At 67.0% G+C, this 18,830-nt stretch carries 15 protein-coding genes; 7 read left to right on the top strand and 8 right to left on the bottom strand.

The annotated features are described in order from the left end of the window. The first annotated feature begins 13 nt into the window (after positions 1-13). The 7 genes from HCR68_RS04245 to HCR68_RS04275 all read left to right on the top strand — a co-directional run bounded on the left by HCR68_RS04245 (position 14) and on the right by HCR68_RS04275 (position 8,184). Positions 14-1,237 (top strand): arginine deiminase, encoded by a 1,224-nt coding sequence (locus HCR68_RS04245; RefSeq protein WP_167146573.1) that lies wholly within the window; start codon positions 14-16, stop codon positions 1,235-1,237. Positions 1,238-1,316: 79 nt separating this feature from the next. Then, positions 1,317-2,324, top strand: coding sequence for an ornithine carbamoyltransferase (argF, locus tag HCR68_RS04250; RefSeq protein WP_167146576.1), 1,008 nt, complete (start codon positions 1,317-1,319; stop codon positions 2,322-2,324). Between the two features lie 3 nt (positions 2,325-2,327). Further along, positions 2,328-3,308 (top strand): carbamate kinase, encoded by a 981-nt coding sequence (gene arcC / locus HCR68_RS04255; protein WP_167146579.1) that lies wholly within the window; start codon positions 2,328-2,330, stop codon positions 3,306-3,308. 213 nt (positions 3,309-3,521) lie between these two features. Beyond that, positions 3,522-4,649 carry a serine/threonine protein kinase gene (locus HCR68_RS04260; RefSeq protein WP_167146582.1) on the top strand — a complete coding sequence of 376 codons (1,128 nt, stop codon included), beginning with the start codon at positions 3,522-3,524 and terminating at the stop codon, positions 4,647-4,649. 181 nt (positions 4,650-4,830) lie between these two features. Continuing rightward, entirely contained in the window at positions 4,831-5,844 is a 1,014-nt protein-coding gene (locus HCR68_RS04265) for a DMT family transporter (protein ID WP_167146585.1), read from the top strand. A gap of 136 nt (positions 5,845-5,980) precedes the next feature. Further along, the gene (locus HCR68_RS04270) at positions 5,981-7,345 is read left to right on the top strand and encodes an MFS transporter (RefSeq protein WP_167146588.1); all 1,365 of its coding nucleotides are present in this window, start codon (positions 5,981-5,983) and stop codon (positions 7,343-7,345) included. A gap of 113 nt (positions 7,346-7,458) precedes the next feature. After that, positions 7,459-8,184 (top strand): TetR family transcriptional regulator, encoded by a 726-nt coding sequence (locus tag HCR68_RS04275; RefSeq protein ID WP_243858926.1) that lies wholly within the window; start codon positions 7,459-7,461, stop codon positions 8,182-8,184. A 27-nt stretch (positions 8,185-8,211) separates the two neighbouring features. On the opposite strand, the gene HCR68_RS04280 is transcribed toward HCR68_RS04275, so the two are convergent. The 8 genes from HCR68_RS04280 to carB all read right to left on the bottom strand — a co-directional run bounded on the left by HCR68_RS04280 (position 8,212) and on the right by carB (position 18,829). Next, on the bottom strand, positions 8,212-10,362 hold the full coding sequence (locus HCR68_RS04280) for a primosomal protein N' (protein WP_167146592.1): 2,151 nt from the start codon (positions 10,360-10,362) through the stop codon (positions 8,212-8,214). Between the two features lie 38 nt (positions 10,363-10,400). Beyond that, positions 10,401-11,606 (bottom strand): methionine adenosyltransferase, encoded by a 1,206-nt coding sequence (gene metK, locus HCR68_RS04285; RefSeq protein WP_167146596.1) that lies wholly within the window; start codon positions 11,604-11,606, stop codon positions 10,401-10,403. A 68-nt stretch (positions 11,607-11,674) separates the two neighbouring features. Then, positions 11,675-13,003 (bottom strand): bifunctional phosphopantothenoylcysteine decarboxylase/phosphopantothenate--cysteine ligase CoaBC, encoded by a 1,329-nt coding sequence (gene coaBC / locus HCR68_RS04290; RefSeq protein WP_167146599.1) that lies wholly within the window; start codon positions 13,001-13,003, stop codon positions 11,675-11,677. Between the two features lie 11 nt (positions 13,004-13,014). Next, on the bottom strand, positions 13,015-13,413 hold the full coding sequence (rpoZ, locus tag HCR68_RS04295) for a DNA-directed RNA polymerase subunit omega (protein ID WP_003782157.1): 399 nt from the start codon (positions 13,411-13,413) through the stop codon (positions 13,015-13,017). Positions 13,414-13,458: 45 nt separating this feature from the next. Beyond that, entirely contained in the window at positions 13,459-14,052 is a 594-nt protein-coding gene (gmk, locus tag HCR68_RS04300; protein ID WP_167146602.1) for a guanylate kinase, read from the bottom strand. Positions 14,053-14,121: 69 nt separating this feature from the next. Then, positions 14,122-14,433 carry an integration host factor, actinobacterial type gene (gene mihF, locus HCR68_RS04305; RefSeq protein ID WP_167146605.1) on the bottom strand — a complete coding sequence of 104 codons (312 nt, stop codon included), beginning with the start codon at positions 14,431-14,433 and terminating at the stop codon, positions 14,122-14,124. Between the two features lie 152 nt (positions 14,434-14,585). Further along, the gene (gene pyrF / locus HCR68_RS04310) at positions 14,586-15,470 is read right to left on the bottom strand and encodes an orotidine-5'-phosphate decarboxylase (protein WP_167146608.1); all 885 of its coding nucleotides are present in this window, start codon (positions 15,468-15,470) and stop codon (positions 14,586-14,588) included. Then, a complete protein-coding gene (gene carB / locus HCR68_RS04315; RefSeq protein WP_167146611.1) occupies positions 15,467-18,829 on the bottom strand; it encodes a carbamoyl-phosphate synthase large subunit in 3,363 nt (1,120 codons plus the stop codon). The genes pyrF and carB overlap by 4 nt, the downstream gene beginning before the upstream one ends. Between the last annotated feature and the right edge of the window lies 1 nt (position 18,830).

The raw sequence follows: 18,830 nt of genomic DNA on the forward strand, positions 1-18,830 counted from the left end.
CAGAGAGGGAGTCATGGATCTTTCCGTAGATTCCGAAATCGGCAGGCTCCGGCAGGTCATCCTGCACAGGCCTGGCAGTGAGATGCTCCGACTCACTCCGCAGAACAAGGAGCACCTCCTCTTCGACGACGTCCTGTGGCTCGAGCGGGCCCAGGAGGAGCACGACCAGTTCGCGCGGGTGCTGACCGACCGCGACATCGAGGTGCTCTACCTCGGCGACCTTCTGGCCGAGACTCTGGAGGTGGCCGAGGCCAGGGACTACGTCCTGGACCGCGTCGTCAACGAGAACACCAACGGCCCCAGCGCCGCCGAGCCGCTGCGGACCCTGGCGCAGGGACTGTCCGGCGCAGACCTGGCCGAGGTGCTCATCGCCGGCATCACCAAGGCCGAGCTGCTCGAGCGGACCTCCTGCCCCGACTCGCTGGTTCTGGCGTCCATGGATGACGACGACCTGCTCCTGGCGCCGCTTCCCAACCACCTCTTCACCCGCGACACGTCCTGCTGGATCTACAACGGCGTGTCCATCAACTCGATGATGATGCCGGCCAGGCAGCGCGAGACCATCAACTACGAGGCGATCTACCGCTGGCACCCCCGGTTCGCGAGTGCGGACTTCCCCGTGTGGTCCGAGGGCACCCAGGCCGGTCCCGCCACCGTCGAGGGCGGCGACGTCCAGATCATCGGCAACGGCTCCGTCCTGGTCGGGGTCTCGGAGCGCACCACCGCCCAGGGCATCGAGAGGCTCGCCAGTCGGCTCTTCGCCGGTGGGAGGGTCGACCGGGTGGTCGCCGTCGAGATGAACCGGACGCGCGCGCAGATGCACCTGGACACCGTCATGACCATGGTCGACGTCGGCACCTTCACCACCTACGGAGGCCTGGGGATGCTGCCGACGCTCACCCTGCGCCCGGGCGAGGGCGGGCAGATCAACGTCACCCGCAACGACCCCGAGGACATGTACCGCGTCATCGCCCAGGCGTTGGGCATCGACGACCTCACCATCCTCATCACTCCCCAGGACTCCATGGCCGCGGCTCGTGAGCAGTGGGACGACGGCTCCAACTCGCTGGCCATCGCCCCCGGTGTCATCGTCACCTACGAGCGCAACGTCAACACCAACGAGTACCTCACCTCTCGCGGCATCGAGGTCCTGACCATCCCCGGCTCGGAGGTCGGCCGCGGCCGCGGCGGCCCGCACTGCATGAGCTGTCCGACCCTGCGGGACCCGGTCGCCTGAACCGGCCCCGCCCATCAAGCGCCTTCGGCGTCAATGAAGTAAGTACACCCCATCACCCACACTGGACGAAGGAGTCCTCATGACCCATCCCCTGCACAACCGCAGCTTCCTCAAGGAGCTCGACTTCACCGCCAAGGAGTGGAGCATCCTGCTCCAGCTGGCGGCCCAGCTCAAGGAGGACAAGAAGGCCGGCCGCGAGGTCAAGCGGCTGACCGGCAAGAACATCGCCCTCATCTTCGAGAAGACCTCCACGCGTACCCGCTGCTCCTTCGAGGTCGCCGCCTACGACCAGGGCGCGCAGGTCACCTACCTGGACCCCTCGGGCTCCCAGATGGGTCACAAGGAGTCCGTGGCGGACACCGCCCGGGTCCTGGGTCGTTTCTACGACGGCATCGAGTTCCGCGGCAAGAAGCAGGAGCACGTCGAGGCACTGGCCGAGCTCTCCGGCGTGCCGGTGTGGAACGGGCTGACCGATGAGTGGCACCCCACCCAGATGCTCGCCGACCAGCTGACCATGCTGGAGCACGCGGGCAAGCCGATCGAGGAGATCTCCTTCGCCTACCTCGGAGACGCCCGCAACAACGTCGCCAACTCGTTGCTCATCTCGGCGGCCCTCATGGGGATGGACGTGCGGATGGTGGCTCCCAAGGAGCTGCAGACGCCTCCCGAGGTCGTGGCCCAGGCCGAGAAGCTGGCCCAGGACAGCGGAGCCCGCATCCTCGTCACCGACGACGTCGCCGAGGGCGTCAAGGGCGTCGACTTCCTCTACACGGATGTGTGGGTCTCGATGGGTGAGCCCAAGGAGGTCTGGGATCAGCGCATCGCCCTGCTGCGTCCTTACCAGGTCAATGCCGAGATGGTGGAGGCCACCGGCAACCCCGATGTGAAGTTCCTCCACTGCCTGCCCGCCTTCCACGACCGCCACACCACCGTGGGCGAGGATATCTTCGCCAAGACCGGCATGGACGGGCTGGAGGTGACCGACGACGTCTTCGAGACCGAGCGCAACGTCGCCTTCGACCAGGCCGAGAACCGCATGCACACCATCAAGGCCGTCATGGTCGCAACCCTCGGAGAGTGGGACTGAGTCGTGAGAATCGTTGTTGCCCTCGGCGGAAACGCTCTTCTGCGCAGGGGCGAGAAGCCCGACGCCAGCACCCAGATTCACAACGTCGAGGTTGCGGCGCGTGAGCTGGCGAAGCTGGCGGAGAAGCACGAGCTGGTCCTCACCCACGGAAACGGCCCTCAGGTGGGCGTCCTGGCGCTGGAGTCCGCCAACGACGAGCGGCTCTCGGAGCCCTACCCCTTCGACACCCTCGGCGCACAGACCCAGGGCATGATCGGCTACTGGCTGCTGCAGGCCATGCAGAACGCCCTGCCGGGTCGCCATGTGGCCGCGATGGTCAACCAGACCCTGGTTCTGGCCGGCGACCCCGCCTTCTCCAACCCGACCAAGTTCGTCGGCGAGGTCTACACCAAGGAGGAGGCGGAGAAGCTGGCCGAGGAACGCGACTGGGTGGTCAAGCCCGACGGCGAGCACTACCGCCGCGTCGTCGGCTCCCCCAAGCCGCAGAGGGTGATCGAGACCCGGCTGGTGCGAACGCTTCTGGAGGCCGGAGCCATCGTCATCTGCTCCGGCGGAGGCGGGGTCCCCGTCATCCGCAGCGCCGAAGGCAAGCTCAAGGGCATCGAGGCCGTCATTGACAAGGACCTGACCGCATCGGTCCTGGCCGAGGCACTGGAGGCCGATGCGCTCCTCATCCTCACCGACGTCGACGGCGTCTATGAGGACTTCGGGACCGAGAACCAGAAACAGGTTCCACGAGCCACGCCGGCGGCGCTGCGAGCCATGGGTCTTCCCAGTGGATCCATGGGACCAAAGGTCGAGGCGGTGTGCCGATTTGTCGAGCTGACCGGAGACATGGCGGCAATCGGTCGTCTTGAGGACGCCGTTTCCATCATTGACGGACAGGCAGGGACTATCGTGACCCCTGGGGGCAACTACGGTGGCCCCGACGATATCCATCCCCCGATTCCCGAGCAAATTGACACTCGCATTCGCAGGGCCTGACCGACATGACGGCATCGGTCCTGCAAGGAGGTGGTGAGAGCCGTCAACCACATATGACCATGCCATGGTTCAGCCGTCATTCTTTTACACAGATACTCCTGCGGTTACTTTTGAAGTTCCTTCAGGATAGAATGAGAGCGTTGAATCGTAGACATATCCATCTGTCTCAATTCATCACACACCACACAACGAGCACAAAGGAGTGACTCACTCATGACGAAGATCGTCAACTCTTGGAACGACTTCGACCCGCTCAAGCACGTCATCGTCGGGCGCGCAGACTTCTCGGTTATTCCTCCCGAGGAGCCCGCCACCTCCGAGAAGGTGCCGATCGACTCCGAGATGCGCGGTATGTGGGGCCCCCGCCCCACCGCCACCGTCGAGGCCGCCAACGAGCAGCTCGACAACTACGTCAAGATCCTCGAGGGACTGGGCGTCAAGGTGGACCGCCCCACGCCGCTGCAGTGGAACCAGGCCATCCAGACGCCTGACTTCCGCACGGAGTCGGGCTTCACCCAGATGCCCCCGCGCGACATCCTGCTCACCATCGGTGATGAGATCATGTCGTCGGCCAACTCGTTCCGGTGCCGGTACTTCGAGTACCTCGCCTACTGGCCCCTCATGAACGAGTACTTCGAGGAGGACCCGGAGTTCAAGTGGACCCAGGCTCCTCGCCCGCGGCTGACGGACAAGTCCTACAAGCACAACTACTACGACGAGCGGATCTCCCTGGAGGAGCGCCTTGAGCGCACTGCCGCCAAGGACTTCGTGACCACTGAGGTCGAGCCGATGTGGGACGCCGCCGACGTCATGCGCGTGGGCAAGGACCTGTTCATCCAGCACGGTCTGACCACCAACCGCAAGGCGATGGAGTGGTTCAAGCGCTACTACCCCGACCTGCGGGTGCACGCGGTGAACTTCCCCGGCGACCCCTACCCGATCCACATCGACGCCACCTTCGTGCCGCTGCGGCCCGGGCTGATCATCAACAACCCGCACCGCCGCCTGCCCGAGGAGCAGCGCAAGATCTTCGAGGCCAATGACTGGCAGATCGTCGACGCCGCTCCCCCGGCTCACGAGGTTCCGCCGCCGCTGTGCTACTCCTCCGTCTGGCTGTCCATGAACTGCCTCGTCATCGACCACAAGACCGTGTGCGTCGAGGCCAGTGAGGTCCACCAGATGGAGCAGATGGACAAGCTGGGCATGAACGTCATCCCGGTTCCCTTCCGCGACGCCTACGCCTTCGGCGGTGGTCTGCACTGCGCGACGGCGGACGTGTACCGCGAGGGTGGCTGTGAGGACTACTTCCCGAACCAGGTCGCTGACCCGACTCTGGTCTGATTCCAAGCGGGTGCGGGGCGGCGGCTCATGGATCGGGCTGCCGCCCCGCACCGTTCCCGGCTCGGGTACTCGCAGCGCGGCTGCCGGACTCCCCGTGGAGGCGGAGAGAACCGGCCCGGCTGCACGAGGCCCAGCAATGATGCTGCGCCCGCCGGGAGAGAACTCAGGAGACACAACTGCCATGTCACAGACTTCGTCTACCGAATCCTCTGTCACAGAGTACGTGATGAACAAGAAGCTCGGCGCCGTTGCCATGCTTCTATCCGCCACCGGGATGGGGCTCGTCGGTACCATCAGCCGTGGTACGACCGCTGGTCTCGCTGATGCCGACAAGGCCGTCATCGGATCGTTCCTGGCCTTCGGGCGTATGACCGTTGGACTGCTCGGCTTCATCCTCATTCTTGTCCTCACCGGAAAGACCGGACTCTTCCGGCGCACCCGCCTGAGCACCACCGTGATCCTGGGAGGGGTCAGTATCGGCCTGTCACTGGGCTGCTACATCTCCTCGACACTGATGACGTCGATCGCCAACGCCGTCTTCCTCATCTACACCGGCCCTCTGTTCTGTGCGCTGCTCGCACGCATCTTCCGTAAGGAGAAGATCAGCGTGCTTTCGGGGATCTTCCTGTCTCTTGTGTTCGTCGGCATGCTGCTGACCATCGGCATCATCGACTTCAAGAATGGAAGTCTGACCTTCGGGCTGGACCTGTCGGCCTCGTCCCCCGAGTTCCCGCGCAAGAGCCTGGGAGATCTTCTTGGCCTGCTGTCAGGTGTCTTCTACGGCCTGGCGATGTTTTTCTACGGCTACCGCAAGGATGTTGACTCAGTTGTACGCGGCGTTTGGAACTTTTTCTGGGCGGCGTCTGCTACTCTGGTGATGTCAATCATCCTGCGCCCATGGCATGGCGTTTCGTCCTTCACCTCCACCAACTGGATGTGGGCGGTGGCCCTCTTCCTCATCTGCGGCCTCTTCGCCCTGGGGTTCCTGGTTGTGGCGGGACGCAACCTCCCTGCCGTGGAGTACTCGACGATCTCCTACTGGGAGTGTCCGGTTGCCATTCTGTGTGGTCTCCTTGTTTGGGGAGAGCAACTCACTCCCGTGGGAATGGTCGGGGGTCTGCTCATTGTCGGAGGCGGGCTGGCACCCATTGTCCTGGATGCCGTCACCCGGAGGGCCCGCGTCTCCGAGGCCTGAGCACCATGCCTTCCTGTCTGCCTGCGATGTATGCGCAGCTGAGTCGCAGGCAGACAGGAATCGGCGTAATCATCCACGCATTATCACGAGTCCATACATAACATCGTCGACATCGACCGAGCCGGAGCCGTAGGCTATGAATACCGTCCACCTAGGAAGCACGACCGACCATCACCTGGATCCTGAGCGAGGTCTCGCACTGAGGCGTGCAGCAAAAGCAAGCTTCATCGGAAACTTCATCGAGTGGTTCGACTACGCCTCGTACGGTTATCTGGCCACCGTCATCGGCTTCGCTTTCTTCCCTGAGTCGGACAAGTCCGTCCAGCTGCTGTCGACGTACGCCGTATTCGCCATGTCCTTCATCCTGCGACCGATCGGGGCCGTCGTGTGGGGGGCCTGGGGTGATCGGTGGGGACGTCGCTGGGCTTTATCCTGGTCTATTCTCATTATGTCGGGGTCTACCTTCTTCATTGGGCTTCTTCCCACGTACTCTACTATCGGTATGTTAAGTGCCATCGGCCTGCTACTGCTGCGCATGGTCCAAGGCTTCTCGGCATCGGGCGAGTATGCAGGTGCTGGAACCTTCCTGGCTGAGTACGCACCCCCCTCGCGTCGAGGCATCTATACGTCCCTGGTTCCCGCATCCACCGCCTGCGGCTTACTTGCCGGCTCTCTCATGGTGACGGGGATGTTCACGGTACTGAGTGACAGTGCCATGAACACCTGGGGGTGGCGCATTCCCTTCCTTCTGGCCGGCCCCCTAGGGCTAGTTGGCCGTTACATCCGGGTGCATTTGGAGGACTCGCCGGCTTACCAGGAGATGCGTGCCGAACTGCCCCAGGAGCCGAAGTCGTCAAGTTGGTCGGAACCATTACGCCTTCTTTTGCGGGATCACCTGCATGAGACACTCATCACCTTCGGTGTTTCTTGTCTCAATGCCGTTGCCTTCTACATGCTGTTGACCTACATGCCGACCTACGTTCACGAGGAACTTGGTTTCTCTCAGGATACTGCCACGCTGGCCACCTCGGTGATGCTTGTGGTTTATATTGCATCGATTTTCCTTATGGGGCATCTGTCTGATTCCTTCGGGCGTCGCCGGATGCTCATCGCAGCCTGTGTTGCATTTATTGTGCTGACGATACCGTTGTTCCTAGTGATGACCAGGGCCCATGGAATGCTTCTGGTTGTGATCGCGTGTCAAATCGTTTTCGCGATCGCTCTCACGGCCAATGATGGAACGCTGGCAACCTTTCTGGCGGAATCGTTTCCGACCAACGTGCGATACTCAGGGTTTGCATTGTCCTTCAATGGAGCAAATGCACTCCTTGGGGGTACCACACCGTTCATAGTGACCTGGCTCATTAAGGTGACTGGCTCTACCTTGGCTCCTGCGGTTTATCTCACTGTGATCGCGTTGATCGCGATGGTGGCGATCTTCCAGTCCCGTACGATTCACGGGTCTGAGTTGACCGAGGAGCAGACTCAGCTGCCAACCTGAGCAGACCCATCAAGAGCAGTTGTCAACAAGTCGAACACAGTTTGCCTCTACGAGAGGTCATTATCACCGTCTTGTTACGGACAAGGCTGTCCAACCGTCGTAGGATGATGGGCATGGATGGTACAGATGCAGACGCGGTAAGCAACGACGCTGCTGCACATGCACGTTCTCGAACTGAATCTCGGGTCACACCACGAGGTGAGGACCGGCGCCAGGCCATTATCGACGCAGCAGCGGCCATCATCCGTGAATCGGGGCCGTCAGCGGTCAGTCACCGCAGCGTCGCCAAGCGTGCGGGGTGCTCCCTGTCTGCGACGACCTACTACTTCGACGGGTTGGAGGATCTTCTCCACCAGGCCGGTCTGGTCAACATCGGACTGTGGGCCTCCCGTGCGGAGAGGGTGGCCGACCGGGTGGAGGCCTTCAAAGGAGTTCCGGACCTGTCCCAACGCGTCCGCTTCATCCTTCAGGCCACTTTACCGGCTCATGGAGGCTACTTCGGGCACTATCTCCAGCTGATCTCCGCCAGTCAGTCGGCTCCCGTCAAACAGGCCTATCGGCAAGGGCGCCAACGCCTCAATGTCGCGTTACGTCGTGTCCTCCGTCAGCTCGACAGCCCGCTTGAGCCGGAGATGGTGATCGCCGTCGTCGACGGTGCGGCCGTCACCGCGCTCAGTGAAGGATGGAACGTCAAGTCGACCGCGGCGGGGCTGCTGACAGACCTCATCACCCTGGCGCACGGCATGCCGTCCTTCCAGGTTCCCGGCGGATCAGCGCCCTCCTCCGAGTTGAAGGCGAAGGTGCCTGCGGCAGCGGATTCGAGCAGCAGCGCCCACTGAGCTCTCCGTCTCACTGGCGTCGGCGGTTCACCACAAACGGGTGGGGTCCATCTCGACACGGACCTGCTCCTCCCGCCGCGCCGAACGGTCGCGCAGTCTCATCGCAAGCATCTCGGACAGCTCCTTACCGCGTGAGCGAGGAGCGCGAACCAGTGCTCTCGCCATGCCCGGGGCGACCTGACCGTTGACCGGCGGTGGTGTCACCGGTCCCAGGATCTCGAAACCATCGGCGTCGGCCTGAGCCAGCATGGTCTCCACGCCGCGTACCGGACCGTCCAGGCGAGCCACTCGCCACGCCGGTGGTAGATGCAGCTCGGCCCGTTCCATGAGGTCTCTGCGGGCGAATCCCGTCTGATCCCACCTCACCAGTGCCTGCGCCGCCACCGGATCCGGCCCGCCCAGCAAGATGACGCGAGCCGACGGTGCTGCCAGCACCACCGCATTCGTCCACTGCCGTAGCGCTTCACCGGCGGCCCCCAGATCAGGGCGCGAGGACAGGGCACCGCCGTCAAGCAGCAGCACGGCCCGGTAGCCGCCCTCGGCCACCGGCTCGGCCCCGGGCGTGGCCACGACGAGGCGCGGTGACCCGTCAACCTCGCCGACCACCCCATGAGCCTCCCGCGCGCCTGAGACCACCACCGGTATGCCGGGAAAGGCCCGTCCCAGCTCCTCACCCGTACGCACTGATCCGACCGCCACCATCCTCAAGGCGTGGCCGCCGCACTCGTGACAGCTCCACTGCACCAGTGTCCGAGCGCACCACCGGCAGGAGGTGCGTCCCTCGCGGTCCATCGCCACCGGGCCGCCGCAGACAGCACAGTGGGCGGCGGTGCGGCACCGGGCGCAGGCCACCAACGGGGCATAGCCGGCGCGCGGCACCTGGATGAGAGCCGGGCCGTCCTGCAGGGCGCTGCGCAGTGCCCGGTGCGCCAGGGACGGGATCCGAGCCGCCCCGGAGGCGCCCTCCCGGTCCAGCTCGGCCGGGCCGGGCGCCTCGGTGCGAGGCACCACGCTGCGCACTATGCGCCGAGGCGCCGTCAGGTTCCTGCACCAGCCCTGCTCAACCAACGACTGCGCCTCAACGGAGCGGCTGAAACCACCGATGAGCAGCCCGGCGCCCTCGAAGGTGGATCGCAGAGCCAGCACCGTGCGCGTATGAACGTAAGGCGCGTGAGGCTCAGCCAGTCGATTGTCACCGTCATCCCAGATGGCTGCCAGACCCAGCCGACGCACCGGAGCGAAGGCCGCCGCCCTGGTCCCCACCACGACCCGCGCACGCCCCAGCAGCAGAGCCAGGAACGCCCGGTAGCGCCGGGCCGGGCCGTGCTCGGCCGAGAGCACCACCACCGGCTCCTCCCCCAACTCCTGGCGAAGTTTGCCGGCCAGGTCCTCGGCCTGCTCAGTGGACGCCACGATGATGACTGCACCTCGGGATCCCGCCAGGCAGGCCTGTACCGCGCGGGCGAGGCACACCTGCCAGGGCCTGGTCGCGGCCCCCGGGTCTCCCCCGCCGGCCGACGCCGAGGCCGCTTCGTTCGGGCCGTCTTCCGCCTGCGCCGGTAGTGCGCACCAGGCCACCCGAGGCGCCTCACCGTCGGCCAGCCGTCCGAGAAGCTCCTCACCCCCGTCGTAGTGCTGCCAGCCGCACCCCGTGGGGGGCCGCTTCCAGGTGGGCAGATCGCGCGGGGCCTTGTCCCGCTCGGCCTTCTCAGTGGTGGCGTGCCTGGCAGGCAGAGCAAGCCGGACGACGTCGGAGCGCGTCCCGGCGCTGCGGGTGGCCACGGCCTCGATGAGACGGCGCGTGCTCTCCGGAAGCACCGGCAGGTCGGAGACCACACGACGCAAAGGGGCAAGCCGGCCGATGTGCGTCGTCGAGGCCGCCCGCTGCCAGATCCAGCCCCGCATCTCCTGCTCACCGAAACGGACCACCACCCGGGTCCCGGGCAGGGCCTGCTGGTCCATCGCCGCCGGAACTGAGTAGTCGAAGGTGCGGTCCAGATGCGGTACCGGGGAGTCCAGAAGAACCCTGGCAACCGGGTCCGCCACACCGGGCACCGTCACCGTGCGCTCACCGGGCTCGGGCAGGTCCAGCAGCTCTCCCTGTCGACTCAGCCCGTTGCGACGTGCACGGGCCCCCGACTCATCAAGGGTGGGAGCGTCGTCGTACCCGGATGACATGCGGCCTCTGGAACGGTTCCGCCGGCTGGTGACGAGCCTCAGACGGCCTGGCGCAGCGCCTCGGCGCGGTCGGTGGCCTCCCAGGTGAAACCGGGACGTCCGAAGTGCCCGTACGCGCTGGTGGCGCGGTAGATGGGGCGCAGCAGATCGAGGTCCCGCACGATCGCCGCCGGGCGCAGGTCGAAGACCTCGTTGACGGCGGCCATGATGCGCTCCTCGGGAACGGTCGCCGTCCCGAAGGTCTCCACATAGACGCCCACCGGGTGGGCCGAGCCGATGGCGTAGGCCACCTGGATCTCGCAGCGCTTCGCCAGTCCCGCAGCGACGACGTTCTTGGCGACCCAGCGCATGGCGTAGCTGGCGGAGCGGTCCACCTTCGAGGGATCCTTGCCGGAGAAGGCGCCCCCGCCGTGGCGAGCCATGCCGCCATAGGTGTCCACGATGATCTTGCGACCCGTCAGCCCGGCGTCTCCGGCCGGGCCGCCGATCACGAACTGACCCGAGGGGTTGATGAGGATCTCGGCGCCGGCGGTGGCGAGTTCGGTGCCGGCCTCGGCCTCGGCCGCCAGCACCGGCGCGATGACCTCGGTCTGGAGGGCGTCGGTGAGCCAGGCGCGGGTGCGGTCCTCGTCATGCTGGGTGGAGATGACCAGGTTCTCCAGGCTCACCGGGCGCTGTCCCTCATAGCCGATGGTCACCTGGGTCTTGCCGTCGGGACGAAGGCCCGGGACGATCCCCTGCTTGCGTACCAGTGCCAGACGCTCCGCCAGACGGTGCGCCAGGTGGATGGGCAGCGGCATGAGAGCCGCGGTGTCGTCACAGGCGTAGCCGAACATGAGTCCCTGGTCGCCGGCGCCCTGCAGGTCGAGGGGATCGATGTCTCCAACGTCCTGGCGGGCCTCGAGGGACTTGTCGACCCCGGCGGCGATGTCCGGGGACTGTTGGCCGATCGAGACCGAGACCCCGCAGGAGCGGGCGTCGAAGCAGACCTCCGAGGAGGTGTAGCCGATGGCCGAGATCTCCTGGCGAACGATCTCGGGGATCTCGACGTAGGCCCGCTCGGTGGTCACCTCGCCGGCCACATGCACCAGTCCGGTCGTCACCATCGTCTCGACCGCAACGCGTGCGGTGGGGTCCTGCTCAAGGATGGCGTCGAGGATCGCGTCGGAGACGCGGTCGCAGACCTTGTCCGGGTGTCCTTCGGTGACCGACTCGGAGGTGAACAGACGCAAGGAGGAACTCACCCGCCCATCGTAGTCACCACCGGTAGTGATCCGTGGTGGCGTTACCCACGAAAGTGCACCGCGGGCTTTCAGGAACCGTTCACCAGGCCCGCAGTGAGGGAGATGAGAAGCCGGGCGATCTCCTTCTTGCTGCCCTGCCTGCGAGCCACTTCCGATCCCTGGGCGTCAAGGACCACGACCGCGTTGGGGACGTCGCCGAAGCCGAGGTCCTCCCCCACCGCGTTGACCGCCAGCAGGTGCGCCCCCTTGCGACGGGCCTTGGCCCGTCCATGGAAGAGCACGTCGCCGTCGTCGTCCCCGGTCTCGGCGGCGAATCCGACGACGATCTGGCCCGCTCGAGGCGGATCGCTCACCAAGCCGGCCAGGATGTCCGGGTTGGCGGTGAGCTCAATGGACATCATCGGGCCGCTTGCGCGCCCAGCCCCGGCCGGCGCCTGCTTCTTGATCTTGGTGGCCGGCACACTGACGGGCCGGTAGTCGGCGACGGCCGCGGCCATCATGACGGCGTCGGCATCACGGGCGGCCTCTCGCACCGCGTGAAGCATGTCGTGGGCGGTGCCGGCGGCGATGACGGAGACACTCGGTGGCAGGGCGTCGAGCAGCTCCGAGGCGACGTGCGCCTGTATCAGCGTGACGCGGGCGCCCTGCTCAGCGGCGGCGGCCGCCAGCGCGCACCCCTGGCGACCGGAGGACCGGTTGCCGAGGTAGCGCACCGGGTCGATCGGCTCACGCGTGCCGCCGGCGGAGACGACGACGTGCCGTCCGTTGAGGAGGCCGCCACGCCCCTCTTCGACGGCGTCGCCCCTCCTGTGCTCCTGCTGCAGGACGGCGAGGGCCTGGGAGACGATCCGCTCGGGCTCGGGCAGGCGACCGGGCCCGGAGTCCTCGCCGGTCAGGCGGCCGGAGTCGGGCTCGATGACTCTCAGCCCTCGTTCACGCAGCACGGCGACGTTCTCCCGGGTAGCGGGATTGAGCCACATCTGGGTGTGCATGGCCGGGGCCAGGACGACGGGGGCCTGACTAGTCAGGATCGTTGCGGTGAGCAGGTCATCGGCCCGTCCCGCGCGTACCCGCGCCAGCAGGTCAGCCGACGCCGGAGCGACCAGGACGAGATCGGCCCACTCGGCCACCGCCACGTGCTCGACCGCGGCCGGATCGTCGAAGACACCGGTGGACACGGTCTGGCCGCTGACCGCCGCCAGCGCCGGAGCCCCGATGAACCGCAGCGCCGACTCGGTGGCCACCACCTTGACCTGGTGCCCGGCCTGGCGCAGCAGACGAATGACGAAGGGGGCCTTGTAGGCGGCGATGGATCCGGCCACGCCGACGACGACGCGCCGCGGCCCCGGGGCGGCGGTCGCGGCGCGTTCACTCACAGCGGTCTGCAGCTCGTTCATACGAGCATGGCTCAGAACTGGATGTCGTCGAGGCTGGTGGGAGTCTCCCCCTCCTCGAGGGAGACCGGAGCGTCCAGGGAGATGTCGCTGAACATGTCGGCCTCGGCGGCACGGCGGGCCTCCTCGGCCTCGGCGCGGCGGGCGCGGGCAACGTCCCCGGGAATGACCTCGAGCTTGTCCTCGGCGATCTCGCGCAGGGCGATGCCGAGCGACTTCTCACCGACCTCGGAGTCGACCAGCGGCCCGAAGAACTCGAACTGGTTGTCCTCGAGCTGCTGGGTGTAGGTGTTGATCTGGCGGGCGCGCTTGGCGGCCTCCACCACGAGCCCGTACTTGGAGTCGACCTTTTCCAGAAGGTCGTCGATCGGCGGGTTGGTGATGCCCTCGGGCTGGGGAGAGGTTCCGAGCATGTGCATGCCTCCGGTTCAATCTCGATAGTTCAGAGCCACGATATTCTAACTGCCAAGTCCCATGAGTCTCTCGAGCTCGGCGGTGGCGCTCGCCACGGTGTCATTGATGACGACGTGATCGAACTCGTCGGCCGCATCCATCTCGGTACGCGCCGTGGCCAGGCGCCGCTCCTGCTCCTGAGGGTCCTCCGTGCCGCGCCCCGTGAGCCTGCGGACGAGCTCGTCCCAGCTCGGCGGCGCGAGGAAGACGAGTCGCGCCTGCGGCATGACCTGGCGAACCTGACGAGCGCCGGCCAGGTCGATCTCCAGAAGCGCGGGACGTCCGGCGTCGAGCTGGTCCTGGACGGGTCCACGGGGGGTGCCGTAACGGTGCGCCCCGTGGACCATGGCCCACTCCAGCATCTGACCGGTCGCCACGAGCGAGTCGAACTCCTCGATGGTGACGAAGTAGTAGTGCACGCCATCGACCTCACCGGGGCGGGGCTTGCGGGTAGTGGCGGAGATCGAGACGAAGAGGTCGGGATGACGTCTGCGCAGCTCGGTGACGACGGTTCCCTTGCCCACCGCCGTGGGTCCCGCCAGAACGGTGAGGCGGGCAGGGGCGGGGGCGGACGAGTCGGTGGCAACGGCGTCGGTCATGGTCACATCATGACCCACCTGGCGTTGCCGGCACGACCCGGCGTCTCACCAGGCGTCTTGTCGCGGGTCTCAGCCGAAGCGCTCCACCAGTGCGGCCCGCTGGTTCGCCCCCAGGCCGCGCACCCGCCGGGACTCGGCGATGTGCACGTCGGAGAGAATGGCGTCGGCCGTAGTGGTCCCTACGCGTGGGAGGGAGACGAGCAGCGCCCTGACCTTCATCTTGCCCAGGACCTCGTCGGTCTCCGAGGCCACGAAGAACTCGGAGAGCTTGAGCTCTCCGCTCTTGAGCTCGGACTTGATGCGAGCGCGCTGCGAGCGCGCAGCGGCGGCCTTCTCCAGTGCCTGAGCCCGTTGCTCAGGTGTCAGTGTAGGAAGCGTCATGATGGTCTCCTCCCCGGTCCAACTCCAGTGACCCGCACCACAAGCATAAGTCGGGTTGGGTGCACTCGCATTCGCAGGGGACGGTATTCCGGCACCGACTTCGTGTTCCCGAACACACGCCCAGGCGGCGGTGGGTCCACGTCCGGAGAGCCTCAGCGAAGAGCCGTCACAGCCTCGTGCGTCGCCGTGAGCGCCGCTGCCCGCAACGCCTCGATGGAGGGCCCCGCCTGGAGAACCCCGCGTGAGGTGGAGGCCAGGACATGACGGCGAGCCGGCCCGAAGACGGACTCCAACTCGGCGGGACCCGCACCCTGCGCGCCGACGCCCGGTGCCAGCAAGGGGCCGTTGGCGCGCAGCAGGTCGATTCCCAGTCGGGAGATGGCCTCACCGATCGTGGCGCCGACGACCAGTCCGATGCTGCCGAGTCTGCCCTCACCGCTGGCCGTTGCGTTGGACGCGGTCACGCCCTCGACGACGCCGGCGGCCACGGCCCGCTCGCCGCTGACGGCGTGCTGGACGGTGGCCCCCTCGGGGTTGGAGGTCAGGGCGAGGACGAAGACGCCACGGCCGCCGGCCTCCGCCAGGTCCAGCGCCGGGGTCAGCGAGCCGTAGCCCAGGTAGGGAGAGACCGTGATGGCATCAGCGGCCAGGGGCGCGCCGTCGGACAGGTAGGCCTGGGCGTAGCCGGCCATCGTGGAGCCGATGTCGCCGCGCTTGACGTCGAGGACGGACAGCGTGCCGACGTCGCGCAGGGCCGCCAGGGTCTCCTCGAGGACCGCGATGCCGGCGCTGCCGTGGCGCTCGAAGAAGGCGGACTGCGGCTTGACGGCGGCCACGCGCCCACCGACCGCGTCGACGGTCCGCAGAGCGAAGTCCCGCAGTCCGGTGGCCGAGTCGCTCAGGCCCCACTCCTCAAGCAGGTTCGGGTGGGGGTCGATCCCGACGCACAGGGGTCCCCGGTCGTCCATGGCATCGGCCAGGCGGGCTCCGAAAGGGCTCCTGGGCCGACCGGGTTGGTGAGATGCGGCGGGGCTCATCGAGTCTCCTTGTCGGCAACGGTACGAGGAACGGTATGAGGTTCAGACACCGCGTTCTGCCGTGACCGGCGGGAGGCGATGTGCTCCTGGAGGCTGCGAACCTGGAAAGGACCGCGCAGCTGGGCCTCAAGGGCCTGCACCGCCGCCTGGAGCTGCTGGACGGTGGTGATGATGGGCCGGTCGGCGCTGGTGGTGGCCGCCCTGATGGAGTACCCGTCGGCGCGGGCGCCCTGTCCCTTGGGGGTGTTGACGACCATGTCGATGGCGCCGGACTCGATGAGACCGGCGATCGTCTGCTCACCGTGGACGCCGACGCCCTGGCTGATCTTGCGCACGGCCATGGCGTCGATCCCGTTGCGGCGCAGTACCTGGGCCGTCCCGGTGGTGGCCAGGACCGTGAAGCCGAGCTCGGCGAGCCGGGCCACGGGAAGGATGATGGCGCGCTTGTCACGGTCCGCCACAGAGACGAACAGCGTGCCCTCACCGGGCAGGCCCCCGTAGGCGCCGGCCTGGGACTTGGCGAAGGCCCGGGGGAAGTCGACGTCGTAGCCCATGACCTCGCCGGTGGAGCGCATCTCCGGTCCAAGGATCGTGTCGACGACGCGCCCCTCGGTGGTGCGGAACCGCTTGAAGGGCAGGACCGCCTCCTTGACTGCGATCGGGTCGTCCGGGTCGGTGACGCCGGCGTCGGACTCCGGCAGACGACCGGAGCGGCGCAGCGAGGCGATCGTCTCCCCGGTCATGATGAGGGCCGCCGCCTTGGCGAGCTGCACGCCGGAGGCCTTCGAGACGAAGGGGACCGTGCGCGAGGCCCTCGGGTTGGCCTCGATGACGTAGAGGACGTCGGAGACCAGGGCGAACTGGATGTTAAGCAGCCCGCGCACACCCACCCCGGCGGCAATCGCCTCGGTGGAGCGTCGGATGCGGGCGATCTCCGTGTCGGACAGTGTCATCGGGGGCATGACGCAGGCCGAGTCGCCGGAGTGGATCCCCGCCTCCTCGATATGCTCCATGACCCCGCCGAGGAACAGCTCGGTGCCGTCGTAGAGGGCGTCGACGTCGATCTCGATGGCGTCGTCGAGGAAGCGGTCGATGAGCAGCGGCCCGGTCCCGTAGACGCCTCCGGGCTCGTGACCCGCGCGCTGGAGGTAGTCGTCGAGCCCCTGGGCGTCGTAGACGATCTCCATGCCGCGCCCGCCGAGCACGTAGCTCGGGCGCACCAGGACCGGGTAGCCGATGCCCTGGGCCACCGAACGGGCCTGCTCGTCGCTCAGGGCGGTGCCGTGCGCCGGCGAGGGCAGCCCGGCGCGGGCGAGGACGACACCGAAGGCCTCGCGGTCCTCAGCGGCGTCGATCGCCTCGGGACTCGTCCCCAGGATCGGCACCCCGGCCTCGGCCAGTCTGGCCGCCAGGGACAGCGGTGTCTGCCCGCCGAGCTGCACGATGACGCCGGCCACCGGGCCGGCCGCCAGCTCGGCCTCGTAGACCTCGATGACGTCCTCGAAGGTCAGGGGCTCGAAGTAGAGCCGGTCGGAGACGTCGTAGTCGGTCGAGACGGTCTCGGGGTTGCAGTTGACCATGACGGTCTCGTAGCGCTCGGACAGCGCCATGGCGGCGTGGACGCAGGAGTAGTCGAACTCGATGCCCTGGCCGATGCGGTTGGGGCCCGAGCCCAGGATGATGACGGCCTCACGCTCGCGGGGCGCCACCTCGGTCTCCAGGTCGTAGCTGGAGTAGAGGTAGGGGGTGCGTGAGGCGAACTCGGCGGCGCAGGTGTCCACGGTCTTGTAGACGGGCCGCAGACCGTAGGCATGGCGGACCTCGCGCACCGTGTCCTCACTGATGCCGCGCAGGGCGGCGAGCTGGACGTCGGAGAACCCGTGGCGCTTGGCCAGGGCCAGGACCTCGGGGGTGAGAGCCTGCGCGGCCTTGACCTCCTGGGCCACCTCCTGCAGAAGCAGCATCTGGTCCAGGAACCAGGGGTCGATGCGAGTGGCCGCGTGAAGCTGCTCGATCGTGGCGCCGCCGCGCACTGCCTGCTGGAGGTCGACCAGCCGGTGCTCACTGGGGGTGGCGATGGACTCCAGCAGATCGGCGGTCTGCTGCGCGGTGGGGGCCGGTCCGTCCCAGTGGAAGACGGTGCCCTTCTTGTCCAGGGAGCGCATGGCCTTCTGGAGGGCCTCGGTGTAGGACCGACCGATGGCCATCGCCTCCCCCACCGACTTCATGGTGGTGGTGAGCCGGGGGTCGGCGCCCCGGAACTTCTCGAAGGCGAAGCGCGGGACCTTGACGACGACGTAGTCCAGGGTCGGTTCGAAGGAGGCCGGCGTGGAGGAGGTGATGTCGTTGGGGATCTCGTCGAGCGTGTAGCCCACGGCGAGGCGGGCGGCGATCTTGGCGATCGGGAAGCCGGTGGCCTTGGAGGCCAGGGCGGAGGACCGGGAGACTCGGGGGTTCATCTCGATGACGATGATCCGCCCGGTGGCCGGGTCGACGGCGAACTGGATGTTGCAGCCGCCGGTGTCGACCCCGACCTCGCGGATGACGGCGATGCCGATGTCCCGCAGCCGCTGGAGCTCACGGTCGGTGAGGGTCAGGGCCGGGGCCACCGTGACCGAGTCTCCGGTGTGCACGCCCACGGGGTCGACGTTCTCGATGGAGCAGACGACCACCACGTTGTCGGCGGTGTCGCGCATGAGCTCGAGCTCGTACTCCTTCCATCCCAGGATCGACTCCTCCAGGAGGACCTCGGTGGTGCGGGAGGCGGCCAGGCCGGCGCCGGCGATGCGACGCAGGTCCGCGTCGTCGAAGGCGACGCCGCTGCCCAGGCCGCCCATGGTGAACGAGGGGCGCACGACGACGGGGTAGCCGCCCAGGGCATCGACCCCGGCGCGGCACTCGTCCATGGTGTGGGCGATGACGCTGCGGGCGACCTCGGCGCCGCAGCGCTCGACGACGTCCTTGAACTCGTCCCGGTCCTCCCCGGCGTTGATGGCCGCGGCGGAGGCGCCGATGAGCTCGACGCCGTACTCCTCGAGCACGCCGCGCTCGACCAGGCTCATGGCGGCGTTGAGAGCCGTCTGCCCGCCCAGGGTGGGCAGGAGGGCGTCGGGCCGCTCCTTGGCGATGATGGTGGTCAGCACCTCGGGGGTGATCGGCTCGATGTAGGTGGCGTCGGCGACGTCGGGGTCGGTCATGATCGTGGCCGGGTTGGAGTTGACCAGGATGACACGGATGCCCTCGCTGCGCAGGACGCGGCAGGCCTGGGTCCCGGAGTAGTCGAACTCGCAGGCCTGCCCGATGACGATGGGGCCCGATCCGATGACCAGGACGGAGGTGATATCAGGGCGAGCAGGCATG

This window comes from Actinomyces sp. ZJ308, from assembly GCF_011752065.1.
Taxonomy (GTDB): Bacteria; Actinomycetota; Actinomycetes; order Actinomycetales; family Actinomycetaceae; genus Actinomyces.

Bases quoted from the DNA above. Each gene is read 5' to 3' on its own strand.
- HCR68_RS04245 (WP_167146573.1), top strand. From the start codon at position 14: ATGGATCTTTCCGTAGATTCCGAAATCGGCAGGCTCCGGCAGGTCATC.
- argF (WP_167146576.1), top strand. From the start codon at position 1,317: ATGACCCATCCCCTGCACAACCGCAGCTTCCTCAAGGAGCTCGACTTC.
- HCR68_RS04260 (WP_167146582.1), top strand. From the start codon at position 3,522: ATGACGAAGATCGTCAACTCTTGGAACGACTTCGACCCGCTCAAGCAC.
- HCR68_RS04265 (WP_167146585.1), top strand. From the start codon at position 4,831: ATGTCACAGACTTCGTCTACCGAATCCTCTGTCACAGAGTACGTGATG.
- HCR68_RS04270 (WP_167146588.1), top strand. From the start codon at position 5,981: ATGAATACCGTCCACCTAGGAAGCACGACCGACCATCACCTGGATCCT.
- HCR68_RS04275 (WP_243858926.1), top strand. From the start codon at position 7,459: ATGGATGGTACAGATGCAGACGCGGTAAGCAACGACGCTGCTGCACAT.
- HCR68_RS04280 (WP_167146592.1), bottom strand. From the start codon at position 10,362: ATGTCATCCGGGTACGACGACGCTCCCACCCTTGATGAGTCGGGGGCC.
- coaBC (WP_167146599.1), bottom strand. From the start codon at position 13,003: ATGAACGAGCTGCAGACCGCTGTGAGTGAACGCGCCGCGACCGCCGCC.
- rpoZ (WP_003782157.1), bottom strand. From the start codon at position 13,413: ATGCTCGGAACCTCTCCCCAGCCCGAGGGCATCACCAACCCGCCGATC.
- gmk (WP_167146602.1), bottom strand. From the start codon at position 14,052: ATGACCGACGCCGTTGCCACCGACTCGTCCGCCCCCGCCCCTGCCCGC.
- mihF (WP_167146605.1), bottom strand. From the start codon at position 14,433: ATGACGCTTCCTACACTGACACCTGAGCAACGGGCTCAGGCACTGGAG.
- pyrF (WP_167146608.1), bottom strand. From the start codon at position 15,470: ATGAGCCCCGCCGCATCTCACCAACCCGGTCGGCCCAGGAGCCCTTTC.
- carB (WP_167146611.1), bottom strand. From the start codon at position 18,829: ATGCCTGCTCGCCCTGATATCACCTCCGTCCTGGTCATCGGATCGGGC.